This window comes from Lutimaribacter marinistellae (genome assembly GCF_042648365.1).
Classification (GTDB): Bacteria; Pseudomonadota; Alphaproteobacteria; order Rhodobacterales; family Rhodobacteraceae; genus Lutimaribacter_A; species Lutimaribacter_A marinistellae.
On record NZ_JBHRXI010000015.1, the window covers coordinates 36,230 to 57,987 of the forward strand.

At 58.7% G+C, this 21,758-nt stretch carries 20 protein-coding genes, 2 tRNA genes and 1 pseudogene; 8 read left to right on the forward strand and 15 right to left on the reverse strand.

Going from position 1 to position 21,758, the window contains the following annotated elements; translation table 11 throughout:
- Positions 1 to 32: 32 nt before the first annotated feature.
- Positions 33 to 794, forward strand: a complete 762-nt coding sequence (locus tag ACFORG_RS13695) for an SDR family NAD(P)-dependent oxidoreductase (protein WP_386736101.1) — start codon at positions 33 to 35, stop codon at positions 792 to 794.
- 497 nt (positions 795 to 1,291) lie between these two features.
- Here the strand turns inward: ACFORG_RS13695 and ACFORG_RS23815 are convergent, their stop codons facing one another.
- The 3 genes and pseudogenes from ACFORG_RS23815 to ACFORG_RS13705 form a co-directional block, all read right to left on the reverse strand.
- The gene (locus ACFORG_RS23815; RefSeq protein WP_449284307.1) at positions 1,292 to 2,059 is read right to left on the reverse strand and encodes a hypothetical protein; all 768 of its coding nucleotides are present in this window, start codon (positions 2,057 to 2,059) and stop codon (positions 1,292 to 1,294) included.
- A 24-nt stretch (positions 2,060 to 2,083) separates the two neighbouring features.
- Positions 2,084 to 2,877 (reverse strand): annotated as a pseudogene (locus ACFORG_RS23820) (AMP-binding protein); the annotation flags it as partial.
- A gap of 16 nt (positions 2,878 to 2,893) precedes the next feature.
- Positions 2,894 to 3,223 carry an AMP-binding protein gene (locus ACFORG_RS13705; protein WP_386736102.1) on the reverse strand — a complete coding sequence of 110 codons (330 nt, stop codon included), beginning with the start codon at positions 3,221 to 3,223 and terminating at the stop codon, positions 2,894 to 2,896.
- A gap of 138 nt (positions 3,224 to 3,361) precedes the next feature.
- On the opposite strand from ACFORG_RS13705, the gene ACFORG_RS13710 reads away from it, so the two are divergent.
- The gene (locus tag ACFORG_RS13710; protein WP_386736103.1) at positions 3,362 to 4,624 is read left to right on the forward strand and encodes an aminotransferase class I/II-fold pyridoxal phosphate-dependent enzyme; all 1,263 of its coding nucleotides are present in this window, start codon (positions 3,362 to 3,364) and stop codon (positions 4,622 to 4,624) included.
- Entirely contained in the window at positions 4,625 to 5,413 is a 789-nt protein-coding gene (locus tag ACFORG_RS13715) for an SDR family NAD(P)-dependent oxidoreductase (protein WP_386736104.1), read from the forward strand. It abuts the gene before it with no gap.
- Between the two features lie 3 nt (positions 5,414 to 5,416).
- On the opposite strand, the gene ACFORG_RS13720 is transcribed toward ACFORG_RS13715, so the two are convergent.
- The 5 genes from ACFORG_RS13720 to ACFORG_RS13740 form a co-directional block, all read right to left on the reverse strand.
- Positions 5,417 to 6,475, reverse strand: a complete 1,059-nt coding sequence (locus tag ACFORG_RS13720) for a hypothetical protein (protein WP_386736105.1) — start codon at positions 6,473 to 6,475, stop codon at positions 5,417 to 5,419.
- The gene (locus ACFORG_RS13725; protein WP_386736106.1) at positions 6,472 to 8,016 is read right to left on the reverse strand and encodes a GH3 family domain-containing protein; all 1,545 of its coding nucleotides are present in this window, start codon (positions 8,014 to 8,016) and stop codon (positions 6,472 to 6,474) included. The genes ACFORG_RS13720 and ACFORG_RS13725 overlap by 4 nt, the downstream gene beginning before the upstream one ends.
- Entirely contained in the window at positions 8,013 to 8,444 is a 432-nt protein-coding gene (locus ACFORG_RS13730) for a hypothetical protein (protein WP_386736107.1), read from the reverse strand. The genes ACFORG_RS13725 and ACFORG_RS13730 overlap by 4 nt, the downstream gene beginning before the upstream one ends.
- 373 nt (positions 8,445 to 8,817) lie before the next feature.
- Positions 8,818 to 10,743, reverse strand: a complete 1,926-nt coding sequence (locus ACFORG_RS13735; RefSeq protein WP_386736108.1) for a DUF3604 domain-containing protein — start codon at positions 10,741 to 10,743, stop codon at positions 8,818 to 8,820.
- A gap of 1,058 nt (positions 10,744 to 11,801) precedes the next feature.
- Positions 11,802 to 11,888 (reverse strand) — tRNA-Leu (locus tag ACFORG_RS13740).
- Positions 11,889 to 12,096: 208 nt separating this feature from the next.
- Here ACFORG_RS13740 and ACFORG_RS13745 point away from each other — a divergent pair.
- The 3 genes from ACFORG_RS13745 to tig all read left to right on the forward strand — a co-directional run bounded on the left by ACFORG_RS13745 (position 12,097) and on the right by tig (position 15,826).
- Positions 12,097 to 12,171, forward strand: a tRNA-Asn gene (locus tag ACFORG_RS13745).
- Positions 12,172 to 13,220: 1,049 nt separating this feature from the next.
- Positions 13,221 to 14,354: a porin gene (locus ACFORG_RS13750; protein WP_386736109.1), complete on the forward strand. Its 1,134-nt coding sequence runs from the start codon at positions 13,221 to 13,223 to the stop codon at positions 14,352 to 14,354.
- A 140-nt stretch (positions 14,355 to 14,494) separates the two neighbouring features.
- Positions 14,495 to 15,826, forward strand: coding sequence for a trigger factor (gene tig / locus ACFORG_RS13755; RefSeq protein WP_386736110.1), 1,332 nt, complete (start codon positions 14,495 to 14,497; stop codon positions 15,824 to 15,826).
- Between the two features lie 136 nt (positions 15,827 to 15,962).
- On the opposite strand, the gene ACFORG_RS13760 is transcribed toward tig, so the two are convergent.
- The 7 genes from ACFORG_RS13760 to rpsF all read right to left on the reverse strand — a co-directional run bounded on the left by ACFORG_RS13760 (position 15,963) and on the right by rpsF (position 20,231).
- Positions 15,963 to 16,823, reverse strand: a complete 861-nt coding sequence (locus ACFORG_RS13760; RefSeq protein ID WP_386736111.1) for an acyl-homoserine-lactone synthase — start codon at positions 16,821 to 16,823, stop codon at positions 15,963 to 15,965.
- A 179-nt stretch (positions 16,824 to 17,002) separates the two neighbouring features.
- Positions 17,003 to 17,707, reverse strand: coding sequence for an autoinducer binding domain-containing protein (locus ACFORG_RS13765; RefSeq protein WP_386736112.1), 705 nt, complete (start codon positions 17,705 to 17,707; stop codon positions 17,003 to 17,005).
- 29 nt (positions 17,708 to 17,736) lie between these two features.
- Entirely contained in the window at positions 17,737 to 18,138 is a 402-nt protein-coding gene (locus tag ACFORG_RS13770; RefSeq protein WP_386736113.1) for a helix-turn-helix domain-containing protein, read from the reverse strand.
- A gap of 190 nt (positions 18,139 to 18,328) precedes the next feature.
- The gene (locus ACFORG_RS13775) at positions 18,329 to 18,823 is read right to left on the reverse strand and encodes a transglycosylase SLT domain-containing protein (RefSeq protein WP_386736114.1); all 495 of its coding nucleotides are present in this window, start codon (positions 18,821 to 18,823) and stop codon (positions 18,329 to 18,331) included.
- Between the two features lie 158 nt (positions 18,824 to 18,981).
- Positions 18,982 to 19,608: a 50S ribosomal protein L9 gene (gene rplI / locus ACFORG_RS13780; RefSeq protein ID WP_386736115.1), complete on the reverse strand. Its 627-nt coding sequence runs from the start codon at positions 19,606 to 19,608 to the stop codon at positions 18,982 to 18,984.
- Positions 19,609 to 19,620: 12 nt separating this feature from the next.
- A complete protein-coding gene (rpsR, locus tag ACFORG_RS13785; RefSeq protein WP_005982441.1) occupies positions 19,621 to 19,848 on the reverse strand; it encodes a 30S ribosomal protein S18 in 228 nt (75 codons plus the stop codon).
- Between the two features lie 29 nt (positions 19,849 to 19,877).
- Positions 19,878 to 20,231 (reverse strand): 30S ribosomal protein S6, encoded by a 354-nt coding sequence (gene rpsF / locus ACFORG_RS13790; protein ID WP_386736116.1) that lies wholly within the window; start codon positions 20,229 to 20,231, stop codon positions 19,878 to 19,880.
- A gap of 272 nt (positions 20,232 to 20,503) precedes the next feature.
- Between rpsF and ACFORG_RS13795 the strand changes: the two genes are divergently transcribed.
- Positions 20,504 to 21,022, forward strand: coding sequence for a hypothetical protein (locus ACFORG_RS13795; RefSeq protein ID WP_386736117.1), 519 nt, complete (start codon positions 20,504 to 20,506; stop codon positions 21,020 to 21,022).
- Between the two features lie 135 nt (positions 21,023 to 21,157).
- Positions 21,158 to 21,730, forward strand: coding sequence for a YceI family protein (locus tag ACFORG_RS13800; protein WP_386736118.1), 573 nt, complete (start codon positions 21,158 to 21,160; stop codon positions 21,728 to 21,730).
- Positions 21,731 to 21,758: the final 28 nt, after the last annotated feature.

The following is a 21,758-nucleotide window of genomic DNA, read 5'->3' on the forward strand; positions in this document are numbered from 1 at the left end:
TTGGCCTTTGAGGCGGGGAAAAGGGGTATCAGATGGATCTTGGGCTCAAGGGGCGGAACGTGCTGATCACTGGCGGCACCAAGGGTATCGGGCGCCAATGCGCCGAGATATTTGCCGAGGAAGGGGCCAATGTCGCGATATGTGCCCGCGATAATGCGGGAGTGACAGAGACACTCGCCGTGCTCAAAACCAAGGGTGTCACCGCGATCGGACGTGGCGTGGATGTCGCGAATGGTCATGCCTTGCAATCCTGGGTGAAGGACTCGGCGGCGGCACTTAATGGGATCGACATCGTCGTGGGCAATGTCTCGGCCTTGGCGGTTTCCGAGGACGAAGTAGCGTGGGATGCGAGTTTCGAGGTCGACATGATGCATTCGGTGCGCCTTGTGAATTCGGCGATGCCGTTCCTTCAACGCTCGAACGCGGCGGCGATCACACTGATTTCGTCGGTCTCGGGGCGCGAGGTCGATTTCACCGGTCCGGCCTACGGTGCCTTCAAAGCCGCGCTCGTGCACTATGCGCAAGGCCTTGCGATGAAACTCGCCGGCAGCGGTATCCGGGCAAATACCGTCTCGCCCGGAAACACGTACTTTCCCGGTGGTGTGTGGGAGAACATAGAACGGAACAATCCCGATCTTTTCTCCGAAGCTCTTGCAGCGAACCCTACCGGGCGCATGGGCAGGCCCGAAGAAATCGCGCGCGGTGTCGTTTTCCTGTCGAGCCCGGCGTCCAGTTTCACCACCGGCACAAACCTCGTGATCGACGGGGCACTGACAAAGGGCGTACAGTTGTAGCGCTCCAGCGTCGCAGGGTAGTACATCGGTCCTGTCATGCGCCGTTCACTGCGGCGAAGAAGAGCGGCATCGTCAACCAGGCGAAAACCATTGCGCGCATGTTGAGCCCTAAAGCCCTGCCCGGAGGCATCTGTTGCAAAGTCAAAGGTCTGCACATGTTGAACGGCGCAAACGGTCTGTACCTTCGCGGTTTATTGAGGCGCCACACTGTGAAGGAGTTTCGCCTTCCTCTTTCCGACGTGGTTGCGGGACATGGCGACCACGAGCTACGAGGCCACGCGGTCGTGTTGTCGGCGGCAAGTTTGAGTGGGCTTATGCCCGTACTGACCTACTGAATAGCAGAAGGGTCCTTATCCAGAAACCGCCTGATTTCGCGACTGGGCGTGGCTGCAAGCTGACCAAGTTCAGCCCGGTGCGAAACCTTGAACAAAGAGTTCGATGCTTGTCTTTGTGAACATCGTCGGTTTGGGCGGTGATACTGGTCTGACACTCCAAGCTTATCCTTCTCGGGCGTAGCAGTCACTTTGGCCAATACAGCTTTCCCGATTCCAACGGCACCAAAACAGACGCACTTCCGAACTCAGATCGACAAAACTACGTGGGCATAGAAACTCGGAGATCAAAAATGCCGTCGGATCCATGAACACTCTTCGGCCAACCAAGGACGCATCGTTTCGGATCGTGCTTCGAATGCCCGGCAAAGATCGTTGTTTCTGACCGTCATCCCGGGAATACAGATACTCAAGCTTCTGGGCGTAGTGGACCGCAATCCTTGAATGTTTGGCTTTTAGCGTCGGCGTTATCAGGCCGCTTTCCAGGCTCCAGGGGTGCGTCTCGATGTAAACAGCGCGAATGCGTGCAAAAGGTGGCACGCGTTCCATCCTGTCCGACAGCCGTTTGGTCAGCGCAGCGCTCAGCCCGCGATCATTGACGCTCTGCGCCTCGGGGCAAACACGTTTCGCCCAATTGTGAAACCGGTCCGCATCGACCACGACGACCGCAGAACACCAAGGCTTACTATCCCCCAGAATGCAAGCCTGGTCGATCAAGGGATCGGTTAGAACCGCCGTTTCAATCGGTGCCGGGTTGACGTTCTCTCCGGTTGAAAACACCAGTAAATCCTTGAGGCGGCCAAGGATATTCACGCGTCCTTCGACGATATAGGCGACGTCACCCGTGTGCAGCCAGCCCTCTTTGTCAACAGTCTCTTCACTCGCATCAGGGTTGCGCCAATATCCCATCATCACCCCGGGCGGGCGCACCATCAATTCCTGCCGGTCGCCCAGCCTGACCTCGGCGCCCGGCAACGGTCGGCCCACACTGCCAAAACTGCGATCGGCGAGAGTGGAGCCTGTGACGGCTGGGCCGGCCTCGGTCAATCCGTAGCCTTCGATCAGGGGGATCTCCATCGCTGCCATGAACCGGTAAGTTGCCTTGGATAATGGCGGGCCTCCGCTGAGAACCAGACGAAGCCGCCCGCCAAATCCCGCTCTGACCCGGTTAGCCAAGCGTTGTCCGATAAGCGTCCAGAAGACTCGATCAACAAGGTTGAGCGGAGGGCCGTTGCCCTGAGCCGCAAGGTGGCGAACCCAACCTATCCATTTGGTGTTTCTTGGCAGCGGGCCGCCAAGTGCCGTCGCCTGAGCCCGTTCGACTGCCTTGTGATGAGCTTTTTCAAAAAGACGCAGGACTGCCAGCATTATCGTCGGCTTCTGGTCGGCAAGATCCTTGGCCAGTGTTTCGATCGAATGCGCAAAAACCACGGTTGCGCCATTCAACATCGGGCATAGCCGGCCGAGTGTTCTTTCGAACGCGTGAGCCAGTGGAAGAATCGACAGAAAGAGGTCGTCCGGCTCAACTCGTCCACGGCACGGGCATTCCAATGAAGCGCATTGTGGCTCAGCATCACACCCATGGGCGGACCGGTTGTACCCGAGGTGTAAATGATTGTTGCAAGTTGGCTGGAAACCGACGGCACAGCAGCCAACTTTCTTTCTGGTTCGTAATCGGGACAAGGGCGCATGCGCGGGTCGATTGCTTGCGTTTGGGCGGACAGGACCCAGACTTGCCGAATGCTTGGCAAATCCTTGGCTCCGTGTTCAAGCGCGTTCCATCGGTGTGCTTCGTCCGTTACGCAAAGCGCTGTCTCGTACGTAGAGCGGGACCGTCACCAGCCCTTGCGCCATCGCTGCGAGATCCGTGATCACCCATTCGATCCCGTTCGACAGGAAGATCGCAACCCTGTCCCCGGGTTTCAGCTTGGCCATGGCCAAGGCGGCCCGGCGTCGTGTTACCCGTTGTGCTAGCTCGGACCAAGAGATGTCACGCCAAGCGCTGCCGATGGTGGCATCGCGATAGGCAACCGCGCCGGGTGTCATCCGCACCCGTTCGGCGAGGGCCATCGGTATGGTGGGTGCGGTTTCGATCACGGTTGCAGCCCGACCTGCTGTTGAACCATGCCCGATTTTGGCGCCGAGCCCTTCGCGGCCTCCATGACTCAAATCAACTCAATCTTGGACGGCCAGCGCTAGACTCGAACCGTCGTAGCCCGCCAGGGGAGGACAGTTATGTCAGGAAATGCCCAGTCTCCGGCCGACAGGATCAAGGCGCTGGTCCGGATGGTGAAAGCATCCGACCTTTATCCGAAGAACCCGATCGTCAACAGCGCCACGACCGAGCCCGTGATCTGGGTCGACGGTCGCGATCACTTGCTTTTTTGCTCCAACAACCTTTTGGGCCTTTCCAATCACCCCGAGGTCAAGGAAGCGGCCAAGAAGGCACTGGACCGCTATGGGCTCGGATCAGGCGGATCGCGCCAGATGGCGGCCAATATCGACGTCCACCGGGCCCTGGAACATCGCATCGCCGAACACCTGGGTCGCGAAGACGCGATTTGCTTTGCTGCCGGCTACATGGCCAATGTCGGTGCAATCCCCGCTCTGATGAAGGTCGACCTGTTGCAGTCGATTGCCGAAGCACATCTGGGAGGTTCGAGCGCGTCGTCATCGACTGAAAAGGAAGCAGGCTGGGACGTGTTCAGCGAGGAACTGAATCACGCGAGCGTGGTCGACGGCGTGCGACTCGCGCAGGCGGAAATCTGCAAGTTCCCGCACAAAAACACTTCGGTTCTGGCCGACCAGCTGGCGAGGTCGGACAAGGAGTCGAAGTTCATCATCAGCGATGGCGTCTTCAGTATGGATGGCGACATCGCACCGATACCCGAACTCGCGCGGCTGTCTCGAGAATACGGGGCGATGCTCATGATCGACGATGCGCACGGGGTCGGGATGCTGGGTGAGAACGGCCGAGGCAGCCTTGAGCATCATGGCGTGCCGCCGAGCGAAGTTGATCTTCAGATGGGTACGTTCACCAAGGCATTCGGCGGTATTGGCGGCTACGTGGCAGGGGACAGGGATATCGTTGATTTTCTTCGTATTTCTGCCCGAACGTATATCTTTTCGGCACCGTTGCCCCCGGCGATTGCCGCAGGCGTTGCCGAGGCTATCGACGTGGCCGAACGCGAAGCATGGCGGCGGGAAAAGGCGATGGAGAACGCTTTCTACTTCCGGCGGGAGGTTGAATCGCTCGGCTATGACACGCTAGGCAGTGAAGCCCATATCGTTCCTGCGCTGATCGGTGACGAGTTGAAGGCCGCCGAGGTTACCCGGTACTTGAGGCACCGCGGCATTGTCGCACCGCATGCGCGCTATCCGGCCGTCGCGCTGGGCATGGCAAGGATCCGTTTCGTGATGACCTGTGAACATGAGCGCGACCAGATCGACTACTTGCTGAAATGCCTTGGCGAGTGGCGTAAGCAAGGCGCAAGCTAAATGCCGAACCGCGATGACGGTGCGGTTCTCATCACCGGTGCCTCGGCCGGTATCGGTCGGGCTTTTGCTAATGCCTACGCCAGACGGGGCCACGACCTTGTTTTGGTTGCCAGGCGGGAAGAGCCGTTGCAGGAGGTGGCCGATATCTTGTCCGCATCGCAGAGCATCAAAGCCTTGACGCTGTCCGCCGATCTGTCCGATCCCGCAGCCCCCAAACGGCTTTGGCAGGAAGTTGAAGACCGGGGTATCAGCATCAAAACCCTCATCAACAATGCCGGTTTCGGAGTGCCAGGCAATCTGTGTGACGTAAACTGGGCGCGGCACCGGGCCACGATAGAGGTCATGGCCACGGCCCCGGTGCATCTGACACAGCTCTTCGCCCCGTCTATGGTCCGGCAAGGCGGTGGAGAAATCATAAACGTCGCTTCGCTGTCGGCTTTGTTGCCGCCCCACGCGGGCGGGACCCTTTATTATCCGGTCAAATCCTTTCTTTACCAGTTCTCACTGGCCATACGGGAAGAGTTGCGGTCTGGCGGCGTGCATGTCACCGCGCTGTGCCCGGGCTTCACCGAAACCAGCTTTCAGAAGGCTGCGGGTGGTAGCGTGGAGTCTGTGGAGGTCCCGCGCTGGATGTGGAGCCGACCTGAAGACGTCGCCAGAGTTGCAATCGCCGCCGTCGAGCGCAACAAGGCGGTCTGCGTTCCCGGGCTGCTCAACAAGGTCATAGCCACCGGTTTCAAACTGATGCCCGGTCCGCTGGGTCGCTGGCTTGTGCGCAGCGATGCGTGATCTTCAGAACACATCCGCGGCACTGACCAGCAGCGGTTGCTGTCTCAAGCGTGTGAGCATGTGCTTCTCCATGCCGACCACGTCGATATGCAGCTTGACCGAACCTTTCAGCGCGCCCGATAGCAGGCCGAAACTGCCATGTCCGCGCAGTCGCTCCAGCTCCGGGCTTCGCGCGTCCAACAAGATCAGGCCCACCTTTGTCCGATGCACGGACAGCGCCGTTTCAAGCACCCGGAACAGTGCGTCCTCGGCCCCGTCCGGCATCAGGATGTTCCCGAAACGGACAATGCGCAGATCCCGCAGGTCAATCATGCGGTTGAGGCCCGGTACCCTGGGGAGCACGTTCAATAGCAGGCGTCCTGTCGGACCGGGTAGGGACTGAACTGACCAGCGCAACACTTCGGTCTGAGCACCCGCCACAAGGCCATTCTGATCGCGAAGCGCCAAGTATTCCTCGGGGTTCAATGCAGTGGCAAAATCGTTCAGTTCGTGGCTCGCGTAAAGGGACTGCAAGCGGTTCAACACTATATGAGATTCTTCCGCGCGCAATCGTGATACCCTTGGGTCGGCGCGCGCATGAAGGCGTGAAAACAGTGTCAGGGGAATCTCGGCTTCGACAGCATGGCCGATCTGCTCTGAAAGTTTCAGCGAATACTCGGTACTGGCCTCGACATAGGCAAAGCCGAAACCCGGGCGTCCCACAGTAGCCACGCAATAATCCCGCACATGTTCGATGAGAAGTCCGGCCAAGCCTTCGTTCTGCCGGTCCGGTACTGTCGAAGCCATGACGAAGTGCCAGGCGCCACAGTCTTGGTCCATCACCTTTTTGCGGCAGAAATCGAGGACAAAGACGCAGAGTTCACGACCGTTTTCGGACAGCACGAAGTAACGCGGTTCGCGCAGGCGGGCGAGCTTGCCCGTTATGCCGATGATCCGGTAACGGGTTGCACGGCTGCCCCAGATGGTGCTCTCCAGCAAGGCGACCGTTTGTTTCGAGGGGTGATGCGAGCAGGTGATGGTTCGCCCGGTTTCGGGTTCGCTCCAGAAAAGGTCACCAGTCATTCGCTACGTCCTTTATCCTTCAGGGCGATGTTTCTGATGTCAGCGAAGAGGTCTGGATCGATAACAATCCGAGGAAGCTTGTTCTGTCCTCCCAGATTGCGCCGCAGCCTCATCCATCTGGCAAAGCCGCCGGGCGGCACCAGTCGAACCTCGGGCGCGCCGAGTGCTCCGTCCTTGCGAAGTTCGTGGTAATCCTTGTTCAGATCACATAGCCGGGAGTCGATCGCCTCGGCCATTCTGCCCGCCACGTTATCGGCAACTTGTTTGTCTGGTTCGACGAGAAATGCGTGATGTCCGCCGGCGGATCCCTGGAGGGAACCCACGGTATAGTCTAGGGCCGTCAGGTTCACGGCACGGGCTGCGTGCGCCACGGCCTCGGCCAGTTCGATTTCGAGAAGGTGTTCGCCAAAGACCGACAACCCTTGCTGGACCCGACCCGACACGATCAGACGGGGCGGCCAGAGATCGACGAAGCGCACGATATCGCCGACAGCATAAGACCACAGGCCCGCCGCCGTTGTGATAATCAACGCATAATCGACCCCGATATCGACGTTTCCGATCCAGCGACGATCCGGGTTCGCATCGTCCAGCTGCTCGGGCGGGACGAATTCATAGAAAATCCGGCCGTCCAGATTCAGCCGCAACCCGTCGCCGTCCACCCGATCGGCATAAGCAAACACGCCTTCGGATGCAGAGTACATTTCACGGGTTTCGGCATGGCTGCCTTCCAGCAACGCGCGGAACCGATCCCGATACGGGGTGAAATTGACCCCGCCATGCACGATGAGTTCCAGATCCGGATACCAGTCTGCCAACCGGCTTGTCCCAGTACAGCCCTGCCTTGCTACTTCAGCCAGAAAGATCAGCAACCAGTTCGGTGATCCGGCCAGCATCCGCACGTCGCTGGTCAGCGAAAGAGGGGCTAGCCGCTGGATCTTTTCCTGCCAATCCTCCAGGTTGGCGAGTTCTCCGGCGGGCAGGACCCTATGTCGTAGCCAACCCGGCAGGGCGGCGGCCGTGACGGCGCTGACTGCGGCGGCATCCGCGCCATCGCTGACCGGCGAGAGTTTCACTGGTCCCGTAAGGCCAAGCACGGCGCCACCGAACAACCGGCTATCCGGTCGCCGGATCAGGTGGAAACACAGCGGGTCAACGAGCCCACGTATTGCTGCGCGACGCATCTCGAAGGTGTATGGGATGTATTTCGACCGCCCTGTCGTGGTTCCGGAAGTCATAGTGAAGAAGGGAATTTTCCCGGGCCAGCAGACATCGACGAGCTTCGGGTAATCCGGTTGCCACCACGTTTCCCAGAATGTTTCGTAGTCACGAATTGGAACCTGGCGCTGGTAAGGTTCGATCCCGTCGATTGCGCTGAACCGATGCGCCCTGCCAAAGACGGTTTGCACGGCATGGCGCACAAGGCGGCGCAGCGTGGCCGCCTGAGCGATCTCGGGCCTTGTGGCGTCCAGTCTCCGGGTGCGGAACCAAGCATAGGCTCGCGCAAAGGTCGTGAAGTCATGATAACTCCGACCCGTCATGACAGGCCTTCGGATTGCTGCCGGATGGGCGGGTAGAGCTTCATCAAGGCGTACCCGAGCGCGGAAACGCCACCCAGACAGATTGGCCGGGTCAGACGATGGTGGGGCGCTGCGACCTTGGTCAGCAAGAAATTCGGGCCGGCGCGAGACATGGTGATGCAGCCGATGACAACTGGTTCGCCACGCGGCGAGGTTTCATTAGTTGTTCGGGATACTGCAAAGGACAAGGTGCGATGCAGGCGGTTCCGCTGAAAGATCCCGATGAAGAAGGCAAGAGCCCAACCTACTGTCGCACAAGGATGCAGCGGTTTCTGGAAATTGCCCAGTTCATTGGATATCCAGCCCGACACCGCCCCGACCGCCACCGCGATCGAAATCCGGACCAGTCCGGGCTGGTCATGCGCCCATCTGAAGAACCACCTCAGCATCTGGCCAGGCGTTCGGAGCGCGAGAGCCGCCATTCTTGAGACATTTTTTGCCACTCGGGGATACGCACAATGCAAGCCAACCGGTAGCGTCCGAGCAATGATCTCGATCAAGCGTGGAAGGGGCGCTGCCGGCTTTCGGCGAACTGAGTTTCCCCAACCGAATTGGTCCATCGCTATGTTCAGGTTCTGGCCCCATCGATTTTCGATTGGCGGCATGATTCATCGGGCAAAAACAGAGCGGTGACGTGTCTGCCTTCTTCTGGCCGAGAGATGCGACAATGGCGTTCCTCGCCCCATATCTCCCGAATCCAAGGGCAATCCTGGCGTCGATGATCCGCGTGTCTTGAGTGGATACTGGGTATGGGTCCTGACACTAGTCCTTTGGTGTATACCAGATTGGTGAGGAGTAGGCGCGTTCCTGATGTATCAGTTGAGCCTCTTCCGGCAGCTCAATTCCGAAGCGGACCTTGTCGTACACGACCCAACGAGGCGTTGGTATCTCCAAAGCGCGCACATAGTAGAATGCTCGTTCGGCAGCGTTGAAATCGGGATCGGTCCAGACGACCGCCAGTTCTGACGTTCCGATCGAGTTGCTCCAACTTGCGGTTTCGAGATCAACAGTGTTGCCTACGGAAGGCACATTGCCATCCTCGTCAGCGACACGGTCCCCTGACCAAGCAACGTCATATACCTTCTCTTGCAGTTCTCCGTCGCTATCTAGCCAACCCTTGATGATCTGAAGTCGATCTAGATTGGCACCAATCGGATCCCGCAACGCAAAGATCAGGAAGTTGGGAGCGCCATCGCCCTCACGTGGGCGCATATCCCCGCCCATGGGAACCCCCTTGGAGTAGCCGATCTCGGCAGGCATCCGAGTGCGCAGGTCGTTTTCGGTGAAGTCCCAACCACCGAAAAAGCGCAGTCCGATGCGCGGCCCTGTTGTGGCATAGGTCTCACGCCGTTTGAATGCATCAAAGATGGCGGCGCGCGTGTTTTCGGTTGCCCAGACGGCGGTGTATCCGGAAGCCACCAACAGATGGCCCGGGATTTCACCCAGAGCACTCTTGACGAAAGGGTGTTGAATTCGGTTCGGCGACGGTTCAACGCTGACGGATTTGCTAAAGAAATTCTCTTCTTCAGCGGTGGTCAATGAGGTGTGGCTGTCCGTCGCCCCACCCATGCCAAACTTGTAAGGATTCACTCCGAACTTTTCTTCCAGCATCAAACCCCGTTTCAAGGCTTCCCGTGCATACTCACCAGCTAGCATTTCGGGGGTCTTGAGTTCTGTAAGGTCCAGGTTGCCGACATCCCAGTTTTCATAGTCGGCGAACGCATCTTCAGGGCTTAGCGCTGGGTGTGCTTCGCCGTCCCCCTTGATCTGAGTGACCTCGTAGTGCGGCTCCCACCTCGCGCGGCGCTCCACATAGGTCTGATCCACCGTCTCACCGTGGTACCTTTTATCGATGGGAAACATCCACCCATTAGAGAGATTTCCATTGTGGGAGAAAGATACCGCGCGACCACCAGTCTTTTCTTCGTACATCTCCAACCAGTCATACAGGCTGTCGGGGTTGGTATCTCCGAACGGAGCTTGAGTAACCGGGGGTACGACTTGCTTTGCCCGCACGCCGCCATCCCGAAGCATAACGTTGCGGTGGAGGTTGAAACCCTTTGGAACGGAAGTCCATTCGAACCCGATGAAAGCCGTGAAGGTCCCGGGCTCGTTGTGACGTTCGGCAGCGTCTACTATGTGCTCCCAAGTGAATGCGAAAGCGTCCGCACCTGGGCTGTACGAATTGAGCAGCAACTCCGGCAGAGTGCCCTGCGAGAAATTGGTGATGAGGTCAAACGCGGTCTCTCCTGCCGCCGCACCTCCTTTGGAATAGCCCTCGTACCATTCACGCCCTTTGGGATCGGCCAGAACACCTGGTTTGCCAGCCTGAAGATCAGGTGCGAACCCCATGAGATCCGTGTGATCGGTCAACACCATCCAGTCGAGTGGTCGCGCAAGGCGTACGGGCTGACCCGTGGAAGAGATGACTTGTTCACCCTTCGCAAATCGCCAGGCCTCATCCGGCAAGAGCGTGTTTCCAAAGGCACCCGCATCCAATGACAGACCAGTATGAAGGTGGGTGTCGCCCCAAAGAGGTCGCTCAGGTATCGTTCGGTTGGCGTAGGGTGAGAACGGCGGCGCTTTGAAAGTGCCTTCGGCGGCTTCTTGGCTCGGCACACCATCAGTCGCGAGTGCGGTTCCTGCGATTAGAATGAATGAAGCGGTTGATGACAGAAGTCGTCTCATCTTTTTCCCTCGCACGAGTGCCATATCAAAGTGTTTTGCAGCAGGTTGTGACCCTGGGTAAGGATGACAGCTTTCATCCTGTGTGCGTTAGTGTTTTTTAAGCGACCTTGCCGTAGTTCGACCTCGTCACCACGTTTCGGGTCGCCTAGAGCTGCGACCCTGGCAACTTCGTGGACAATCGGTAGCCAGAATCGCGGTTAATCCCGTTGGATAAAAGGACTATCCCGATCATCGGGCACAGGGCATCCAGTTGGAAAGCCCGCTCATTGATGCTCAGCACAACCATCCAAGACGGCCATGCCACACACGCGGGTGGCGCCGTCTTTTCCGTTGGCCCGCTGCGGACGATCATCAGACTGATGTATGAAAACATGGCAAAACAATGCGGGGGTGGGATCGCGTTTTCGCTGGGGGCGGCAAAAACCATCCTGTCCCTAGGAAGAGCGTCATCGCGAGGACGCTCACATCCATGGCGCCCAAGAAGACTTGGTTGAGACGTTTGACACAGCCGTAAGCTCATTTATCGGCGGCGATCCCGCACTTCTGCCTCACAACGCCTCGGTTTTGGATCGCGACGGTAACCGGATCGAACCTTTGTCCGGGGATGCGCGCAGCCTGTGTTATCGGACGGAGTTTCCGGAAACGCATTCGGGGCGATTGTGCCTCTTCGTTCAGTATAGTCGTCAAGGAAGGATGGCCTTGTCGGCAATATGGTCTACTCGGTTCGATGACAACGCCAGTTAGGCGCGCTTCGTCGAGTCGGCTTTTTGGTTCTTGGCCTGGGTAGACCTGTGTTGGCTCAGAAAGCGATTGGCAGGACACGCCGATACGCCCAGTTCCAGTCGCACATTGTCGATACTCCGGCAACGACTCGAAGGGCATCGAAGTATCCTGGCAACCTCAACCCCGACGACTTGCCAACAGTCAGGTTCGACAGCGCACGGGTAGGCGGACCGCTTTTCAGGGAATGACCTGATCGAGATGCGCAGCTCGGATATCGTGCAGAAAACATCACCGAAATCGGGAAGTCTTTGAAATCAGGGTCTTGATTTCTTGGATGGTGCGAGCGGTCGGACTCGAACCGACACGGATTTCACCCCACTGGAACCTAAATCCAGCGCGTCTACCAGTTTCGCCACGCTCGCAAATCCGGCCCATATCCGGACGTGGTGCGCGATCATCTATCAGTGCGTTGCAGGCGGATCAAGCGCAGACGAGGTTCGAGAGAAACTCCGATCAATCGCATCTACAGCCTGTAAGAGCGTGCTGGATGCGGTATCAAAAATCGCGGCCAAAAAATCGTCATGACCCTCTGGACGCCCCCGAAAGCCATTGCTATACGGCGCCCACCGTTCCGGCGTAGCTCAGCGGTAGAGCAGTTGACTGTTAATCAATTGGTCGTAGGTTCGATCCCTACCGCCGGAGCCATCTTCCTCTCCAACCACTTTGTAAATGGGCCGTGACGCCAAATCCCATGTCTGGGCCAGCGGTTGGGAGCCATTGCATTTTCTTGCCCCGCAACGGAAGAGAATCTGGTCAGACCCCTAGGATCTGCATGTCGCATTATGATAGCGTTGAGGCGGCCATAACCGCCTTTCGGCTAGAAAACTTCGGTGACTTGCGTGTTCGGATTTACGACTATGGTCCAAACCCGTTGATCCGGCGACATCCCAAACCAGGCTGTGCTGCTCGTTTACGCACAGTGCGTGAAGATTTGGAGTGCTGAATTGGTCAAGGCGTATGTGCCGAAAGGTCTTGCGGCCGCGGGCAGGGCGCTGGACTGCAAGACCGCGCTGCTGTGCAAAGCCAGAACGATGCGACTCAGGGCTTTGGCAACGTAGATCGTTTGAAGGGCGGACTGGTTCTGGTTCTCGACGGGTAAGCTGTCGACAACCTGCTTTACAGGACAGTAGTCGCAGCCCTCGACACGGCGCGCCACGGCGCGTCGCCTCACTTGGTTGTCCAGCCTTTCAGCACCCTTGGAGTCCCGCGCGTGAGTTGTCAAAAAAAAGTCTGCGGACACAATTCTCCAACAAAACCATTCAGATATTCGCATGAAATTGTGATCGGAATTTTCTTGCCTCGTCACAAAACCGTTGCTTGCCATTTCTCCGGTTGGATGTCACGAGCGACGCCGGTCTCGTCAGGATGTCCCAACATGATCCGTTTCTCCCTCAACGAAGTTCGGTTTTTCGGTAAGGTTGCAACTCGCAAACCCGCCCGAATGTTCCGCGCTAACGCAACGGATTGTTTGGGGGATGTTGAAAATGCTGCACGTGGGAAATGCGCGTTGGTGATTACACAAAACTGTTTGGGTGTTTTGCTAACATCATGGCACACGGTGATCCGGCCAGCCCCCTCGATGGCCGGAAGCGGGTGCCGTGCACTGTTTTCATAAGTCCCGGCGAGTCCAAGGTAACTGGTGCCCGGTCACAAGTCCTCCTCCTCCTATGACTGAAACCAAGAGTGGTGTTCAAATGGCAAAGAACCTGAAATTCAAATCCGCCGTTGCGGTCTGCGCGCTGGTAGCAGCTGCGCCGGCTGCAGCCGAGCTGAAGTACGAAAACGCGTCCGGCGGCTACGTCCTTCTGTATGGTCAGTTCCACCCCGGCTTCAGCGCGGTTGACGACGGCGTTGACAGCTACAACCAGTTCGCCGACTCCGACGTATCCAACAGCCGCGTCGGCTTGCGTTTGATGCAGCCCCTGCAGGGCGGCATGGAATTCCGGTTCCGCTTTGAAACCGCGCTCGGTTTCCCGGCGACGTCGGAATACGACCAGAATGGCTCGACAGGTGTTTCGAGCTGGTCGCGGACCGACCTGCGTCACATCGATTTCTCGCTGAGTGGCGACTGGGGTACACTGTCTGCCGGTCAGGGCAGCATGTCCGCCGATGGCGCGGCTGAGATCGCCGGTGGTGCGATTTCCCTGCCGATGTATTCCTACACTGGCGACGGCAACGGTCTGTACCAGTTCCGCACGGCTGGCGGCGCGCTGTCCGGTGTGACCATCGGCGATGTTTTTGACAACTTCGACGGTTCGCGTCGCGGCCGGATCCGGTACGACTCTCCGACCTTCAACGGTTTCTCGGTGGCCGTCGCATACGGTAAGAACATTCTTGCCAACCCGCAGCCCGACGACAAGTTCGCAGACATCGCGCTGATGTATGAGAACGAGTTTGCCAATGGTATCGAGTTCGAAGGTGCGCTGGCCTACCAGTGGCGTGATCGTCCCGGCACCGAGAACACGGACTCCTTCATTGCTTCGGGTGCCATCACCTTGCCCGTCGGTCTGGCCTTTGCAGCCGCATATGGCGACCAAAACGACAAGCGGCCGGGCGCCACGGATCCCAGCTACTGGTACGTTCAGGCGGCGTATGATGCGAACTTCCTGGCTGTCGGGACCACCAGCTTCGGCATCGACTACTACTCGGGCAAGGACTACAACTCGGTCGGCTCGGACAGCGAAGCCTGGGGCGTCGGCGTTCTGCAGGAGTTCGAAGACGCGAATGTCGAGGCTTACCTGACATACCGCAATCACAGCTTTGATGAGGTTGCCACCAACTACCAGGATGTTTCGTCCTGGCTGCTGGGCGCACGCTGGAAGTTCTGATCGCGTCAGCGTTCGAAAGCCGATTGCAAGCCCACGCGCGCCAAACCCCTCTTGCGCGCGCGGGGCAGGGCAAATAGAAGGCATCAAATTTGCCCGGCGCGCGTCATGGACGCGCGCCTCTAAACTTATAGGGAAGACCAATGCAGGTAACAGAGACGCTGAACGAAGGCCTGAAGCGCGGCTATGCCATAACCGTGACGGCCGATGAACTGGACGCCAAGGTCAACGAGAAGCTCGCCGAGGCGCAGCCCGAGGTAGAGATGAAGGGCTTTCGCAAGGGCAAGGTGCCCATGGCTCTGCTCAAGAAACAGTTCGGTCAGCGTCTGATGGGCGAAGCGATGCAGGAAAGTATCGACGGCGCCATGACCAAGCATTTCGAGGACAGCGGCGACCGGCCTGCGCTCCAGCCCGAGGTCAAGATGACCAACGAGGACTGGAAAGAGGGCGACGACGTGCATGTCGAAATGTCCTATGAAAAGCTGCCCGAGATTCCCGATGTCGACCTCTCCTCGATCTCGATCGAGAAGCTGGTGGTCAAGGCCGGCGATGCCGAAGTCGACGAGGCGCTGGCCAACCTGGCCGATAACGCCAAGGATTTCGAAGCGCGCGAAGAGGGTGCCGCTGCCGAGGACGGAGATCAGGTTGTCATCGATTTCGTCGGCAAGATCGACGGCGAGGCATTCGATGGCGGCTCCGCCGAGGATTATCCGCTGGTGCTGGGTTCGAACTCCTTCATCCCGGGTTTCGAAGAGCAGCTGGTCGGTGCAAAGGCGGGCGAAGACAAGGATGTCACCGTCAGCTTCCCCGAGGAGTACCAGGCCGAGCATCTCGCCGGTAAGGAAGCGGTCTTCTCGTGCACCGTGAAAGAGGTCAAGGCGCCGAAGGCGGCCGAGGTCGATGACGAGCTTGCCAAGAAGTACGGCGCCGAGGATCTCGACGCGCTCAAGGGGCAGATCCGCGAGCGGCTGGAAGCCGAGTATTCGGGTGCGGCGCGCGCCGTGATGAAGCGCGAACTGCTGGACAAGCTGGACGATATCGTCAGCTTCGATCTGCCGCCGTCTCTGGTTGACGCCGAGGCCAAGCAGATCGCGCACCAGCTGTGGCACGAGGAAAACCCCGAGGTTCAGGGCCACGAACACGGCGAGATCGAGCCGACCGACGAACACAAGACCCTGGCCGAGCGCCGCGTGCGCCTCGGGCTGCTGCTGGCTGATCTTGGTCAGAAGGCCGAGGTCGAGGTGAGCGACGCCGAGATGACGCAGGCCGTGATGAACCAGGCCCGTCAGTATCCCGGACAGGAACGCCAGTTCTTTGAATTCGTGCAGCAGAACCAGCAGATGCAGCAGCAGCTGCGTGCGCCGATCTTCGAAGACAAGGTTGTCGACCACGTCTTTGAGCAGGCGACTCTGACAGAAAAAGAAGTGTCGAAAGACGACCTGCAAAAAGCGGTCGAGGCACTAGAAGAAGAGTGACCGACTAGGCGCGGGGCTTCACGGTAGTCCCGCGACCGCCGCTCCGCCGGGGAGATTACGGAGCGGCGGCCTTGAGCGGAGCCGCCTTTACCAAGGGCGGCTCCTTTTGCTTGCTGACAAGGCGTAGGGGGGGGGGTTAAGCCTCGTGTGCAAGCGCAATGGGGGCCGTGTTCTCCAGCACACGCTTCTTGATGGCGTAGCGGTCGGAGAGCGCCTCGATGAGGTCCAGAACCGCCTGTCTTTCTTGCGCGGTTTTGGCTTCGCGCATTTGCTCCACGAAATACCTTTCGAGCGTGCTGAGCGGTTTGTGATCGCTGTTTGCCGGGCTTGGTATCTGGGGTGCTGCTTCGTTCCAGGCAAAGAGTTTCAAGGCTTCGTCCTCGCTGAGAAATACATCATGTTCAATTCCGGCGTAGTCCCGGATCGCGGAAATACGCTCGTCGGAGCAATCCATTAGAGCGGCCATCGCAGTGACCTTGCCCATGGGTTTCGCGGTGCCGACATAGTCGACCGGTGCATTGCCCGAGCGTTGCAGAACGCGGTTCATGACCGGGTCGATCACCGCAACGGCATCCAGAACCCCGGCCTCTTGCGCGTATTCAAAGGCACCGATCATCACCTCGCTCGTGACGTAGGAGACGGTGTTTCGTCCGCGTCCGGTCATCAGTCGCTTGGTGTCTACGCAAAAGCGCGTCGCTTCCCAGATCTGCGCGCTTCGTAGCGGGGGCTCGCCGTCCAGAATCGAGTGGAAGACATCTGCCAGCATGTGCGGACCCGTGGTCTGCAGCAACCGCATGCAACCGACGACATGCCCGCCATCATCCAGGCTGACGACATGAACAGGATTCAGTTCATCGAACCGGTCCTTTTCCATTCCGTCCACGACATTGACGTCCCAACCAAGACGTCCTTCGAACACCCTTGCGCGCAGACGATGCATCTCGTCCAGAACCGGAGCGAATGAGTGTTTGTTCAAGGCGTCGATCACGATAATCATATGGTATTCCCCCTACCAGTTGTTCTGAGTGGTAACATGATGGTTACCAATCCTGGCGATCAGGGCTATTGGGGTTTTCCCGTATGCCGGGGGAATGTGACGCTACGTGCCAATGCATTTGCGACCGCACTCTGCTTGCACGGCGGATCAACTGACTGACATGGATAGGTTTTTCGCGGTTAGCCCGGGTGGATCAGGCCCATACCGATAGCACGGCCCACGGCCTGCGCTGTCGTCAAAGCGCCGAGTTTGTCACGGCCGGACCGCAAATGCACTTCGACAGTTCGATGCGATATCGTCAGGATGTCACCGATATCCTGTTGTGATTTGCCTTCGGCAACCCATTGCAGGATCTCGACCTCGCGGGACGACAGGGCAGGGCGGTAGAGGGCCTTGGCCAGAACCCCGGATGCCATCACCTTGTCATGCATGTGAACGGCAGCAACCTGAAGGTGCCCCATGATATCTTTTTTCTGCAAGGACCATTCCCGGTCCGAGCATTTGCGGGTAACGCTCAGCAGCCCAACTTCGCCGTAGGGGCCACGAATGGGAACTGTCAGGCCGCGCTTGGTGATTCCGAAATCATGCGCGTCACGAAACACTGCCTGGAACTTGGCGTCACGATCAAAGCGGCCCCAGTCAACCGGTGCCACGCTTTGGCAAGATGTGTAAATCGTCGGGTCGACGTGATGGTAGCCTTGCTTGCCGTAATGCAGCTTCCACTCATCCGGATAATTGGCGTAGCCTTGCACATCGCCGTGAAGAGCGTTCAGCGTCGCGTAAGAGGCGTAATCGAAGCCGAGCTGGTCGCATAGCGCGTCAATGAAGGCTCCTTTCGAACCTTCACCGACATCAAGCGCGCCAAGATCTATCAGCTTGACCAAAGTGTCCCCTCAAAGCGTTCTGTCTTGCCTTACCCACTTGCAACCTTCCGGTCCTCGTCCAAGTCGGTCAGGCTTTTCACGAAGGACAGCACCGCGTGGCGATGTGCCGGTGTTAGCCTGCTATACACGCTGACCAGTTCGAGCGTGTCATGATCCTTCAGAAATTCCATATTGTCCACTGGCTGCCGTTTATCGGAGCCGCAATCGGCGTCAGCTGGCCGAATTCCTTCGAAAAAATGGCTGACATGCACGCCAAGAACCTCAGCGATCGACCAAAGCCGCGAGGCGCTGACCCGATTCGCTCCGGATTCGTATTTCTGCACCTGCTGGAACCGGACGCCAACGGCATCTCCCAGTTCAGCTTGGCTCATCCCCAAGGCCATGCGGCGCGCCTTGATGCGCTGACCGACCGTAACATCGACTTCGTTCATATACCTGCACCTGTTTACGACTGAGTACCACTTGCAAAGGAGATCTAGGCCCCTTGGCGAATAATGAACGCCGGTTCAGACCGAGATCCGCCTCCCGTATCGGGAGGTAACCCCAAGAAACTTGCACCAGTGGCTGCGCAAACTCAACGCCTTTCGTTCTAAAGTTGTTAATGTGGCGCCTTACTTTACGTTAACCTCCGGCTGGCCGGAGCCCGGTTTCAACGAGCATCCCGCGTGCCTTGGCTTCGTAATAGAAACCTTTCGCGTAAAGGAAAATCGCGCGGTCCTGGCTGCCATCCGCCAAAAGCCATGCGCCGCGCAGGTACTTTCCGGCATATTTCAAATTAGTGTCCGCATCCAGCAGTCCCTGCGGAGAGCCCTTATAACCCATCGAGCGTGCGGTCGCCGGCAGGATCTGCAACAACCCGTAATAGGGGCGGTTCACGGCCCAGGGGCGGTGCGTGCTTTCCCGGATGGCAAGCCTGTGCAAAAGCTGGCGCGGGTATCCATAGTGGTCCGCCCACTTGTTGATGAGCGCGCGCAATTCGGGTGTTTCGTTGGGGTAGAGCGGCGGATCAAACTGCGCGTTACGAGTACTCAGATGCTCTTCGCTTTTCTGCGAGCAGGCAGTCAGAGCGCTCGCCCCAAGCAGGGATAGCACGGTCCTGCGCGAATATGATGTCATGGGTCACCTCTCGAAAGACAGGCGGAGAGTACTGATTCGTGCCGCGGAACGGAACATTCCATTCGTCGCATCCGCAGGATGCCGCCGACGGCCGTTGAGCGGAAACGAAAAAGCCGCGCCCGAGGGGCGCGGCTCCATCTTCACTCGGGCACGCGGTCTTATCCGCGCTGCTCTTCCTCACCGTCTTCGGCGGCCTCGGCAGCAGGTGCCAGGGCGTCGTCGTCTTCGGCGGCAGAGCCGATGTCTTCAAACAGCTCGGCAATCTCGAATTCAGCCGCGGCTTCTTCTTCGGCGGCCAGTTCCTGGATCGATTTGCCCGATGCCTGCAGTTCGGCCTCTTCGGTCGAACGGGCAACGTTCAGTGTGATCGTAACCATCACCTCGGGGTGCAGGTGCACTTCGACTTCGTGCAGGCCGAGTTCCTTGATGGGGCGACGGATCAGAACCTGCTTGCGGTCGATCGAGAAGCCTTCCTCGGTTGCCACGTCAGCCGCGTCACGGGTCGAGACGGAGCCGTAAAGGTTGCCACCGTCAGACGCCTGACGGATCACCACGAACTGCTGGCCGCCCAACTTCTCGGCGAGGGCTTCGGCCTCTTTCTTGGTTTCGAGGTTGCGCGCCTCGAGCTGGGCTTTCTGATCTTCGAAAGCGGCGATGTTCTCCTTGGAGGCGACCAGCGCCTTTTTCTGGAGAAGCAGGTAGTTCCGCGCGAAACCGGGCTTGACGTCGACGACATCGCCCATCTGGCCCAGCTTGGCCACGCGTTCGAGTAGGATGACTTGCATGTGTCCGGCTCCTTATTTCACGGCGTAGGGCAGCAGGGCGAGGAAGCGGGCGCGCTTGATCGCGCGGGCCAGTTCACGCTGCTTCTTGGCCGAGACGGCGGTGATGCGCGAGGGAACGATCTTGCCACGCTCGGAGATGTAACGCTGCAGCAGGCGCGTATCCTTGTAGTCGATCTTGGGCGCGTTGTCGCCCGAGAAGGGGCAGACCTTGCGGCGGCGGAAAAACGGTTTTGCGGCCATGGGTAATTGTCCTTTTCTTCAGGCTTTGATCAACGGCGCTCGCGGCGGCCTTCGCGCTCATCGCGCTTCTGCATCTGGACCGAAGGGCCCTCTTCATGCTCGTCCACCTTGACGGTGAGAACGCGCATGACGTCGTCATGCAGGCGCATCAGGCGCTCCATCTCCTGCACGGCGGCCGAAGGCGCGTCCGAACGCAGGAAGGCATAGTGGCCCTTGCGGTTCTTGTTGATCTTGTAGGCCATCGTCTTGACGCCCCAATACTCGTGATCGACGAGCGTTCCGCCATTGTCGGAAAGGATGGCGCCGAAATGCTCGATGAGACCTTCGGCCTGCGTGTTGGACAAGTCCTGACGCGCGATCATGACATGCTCGTAAAGCGGCATGTGAACTCCTGTTCTTTTGTCGAGGCGCATTTCATAGGCGGGGTCAAATCCCTTTCGCGACCCTGCCACGAGAGGCTGCGCGGATGAACGTTCTGCGAAAGGATGGCCCCCTATACAGGTTTGGGTCCCGGTTGCAACCCCGCATGGGTTCGGGCCTGCCTGCGCCGCCCAATTTCCCTGCCGCTGCCGCATTCCTGACTTTTTCCTAAAAGATGTTTAACCATACCGGAACACAACCGGCGGGCGCAAACGGCACGAGGACGCTGAGCGAGATGACCGCGACTTACAAACGTTACCTGAGCAAGACGATGTCGCTTCCCAATTTCGAGGACACCGTCCCATTGATGATAACCTTCGCACCCAACTGGCCGGTGCGTACGGTCGTATTCCGTGTCTTCGGAACGGCCCTGATCCTGAGCTCGGCAGCCATGTGGGTCATGCCCGGGGCAAGCCTGAGCATCGAGCTTGCAGCGATGAAGTTCGGCTCGTCGCTCTTCTTTTTTCTGTGCGGGCTTGCGTTGCTGATGATGCACCATGCCGACAATCAGCCGGACGCCTATTTCGACCCCATCCGGCGCGAGCTGCGTGTCCTGCAGAAGAACAATCGCGGCCGTCCTCACACGATCCTGCGGCGCAGCTACGAAACGCTGGGCAGCGCGCGGTTCCTCGAGCGTCAGGTCGAGCTTTACGACGTGGATGGCAGCCTGCTGCTCAGACTGCCGATACAGTCTGCGGAAATCCGTCAGGCGCTACGCATGCAGCTGAGCGGTCTGGTCAACATTACCTCCTAACAGCATCGGCGTGTTCACATCCTCACAATGCGTGTGAGCGAATGGGGAATTGTCCGACCCGGGGATTGGGTTAGCTCTACGTTGCGTGGCTCATACCGGGCCGCCGAACGGATTTTCAGGATTGGAGCATCCCCGATGAAAACGACCCTCTTCGCCGCAGCTATGGCAACCGCCGCAACGGCAGCCTTTGCCGCGCCCGAGAAATACATGCTGGACGCAAGCCACAGCCAAATTCTGTTCAGCTACGATCACCTCGGCTACTCGACCACCTATGGCCTGTTCTCGGGCTTCGAGGGTGAGATCATGTTCGATCAGGAAGACCCGTCGAACTCGACCGTTTCCGTGTCGATGCCGGTCATGTCCATGCTCACCGGTTGGGAACAGCGTTTCCAGCACTTCATGTCCGATGACTTCTTTGGCGCCTCCGAAGGCGACATGGTCACTTTCACCTCCACGGCGATCGAAGTGACCGGCGACACCACTGCCAAGATCACCGGCGACCTGACGCTGAATGGCGTGACCAAGGAAATCGTGCTGGACGCGACGCTGAACCAGACGGGCAACCACCCGATGGCGAACAAGCCCTGGGCCGGGTTCGATGCCAGCACCACGCTGATGCGTTCGGACTACAATCTCGGAATGTTCGCCCCGGCGGTGAGCGACGAGGTCGAGGTCCAGATCTCCATCGAGGCGATGAAGGCCGAGTGATCGCGCCACATCTTCGGTAAGGTTGAGG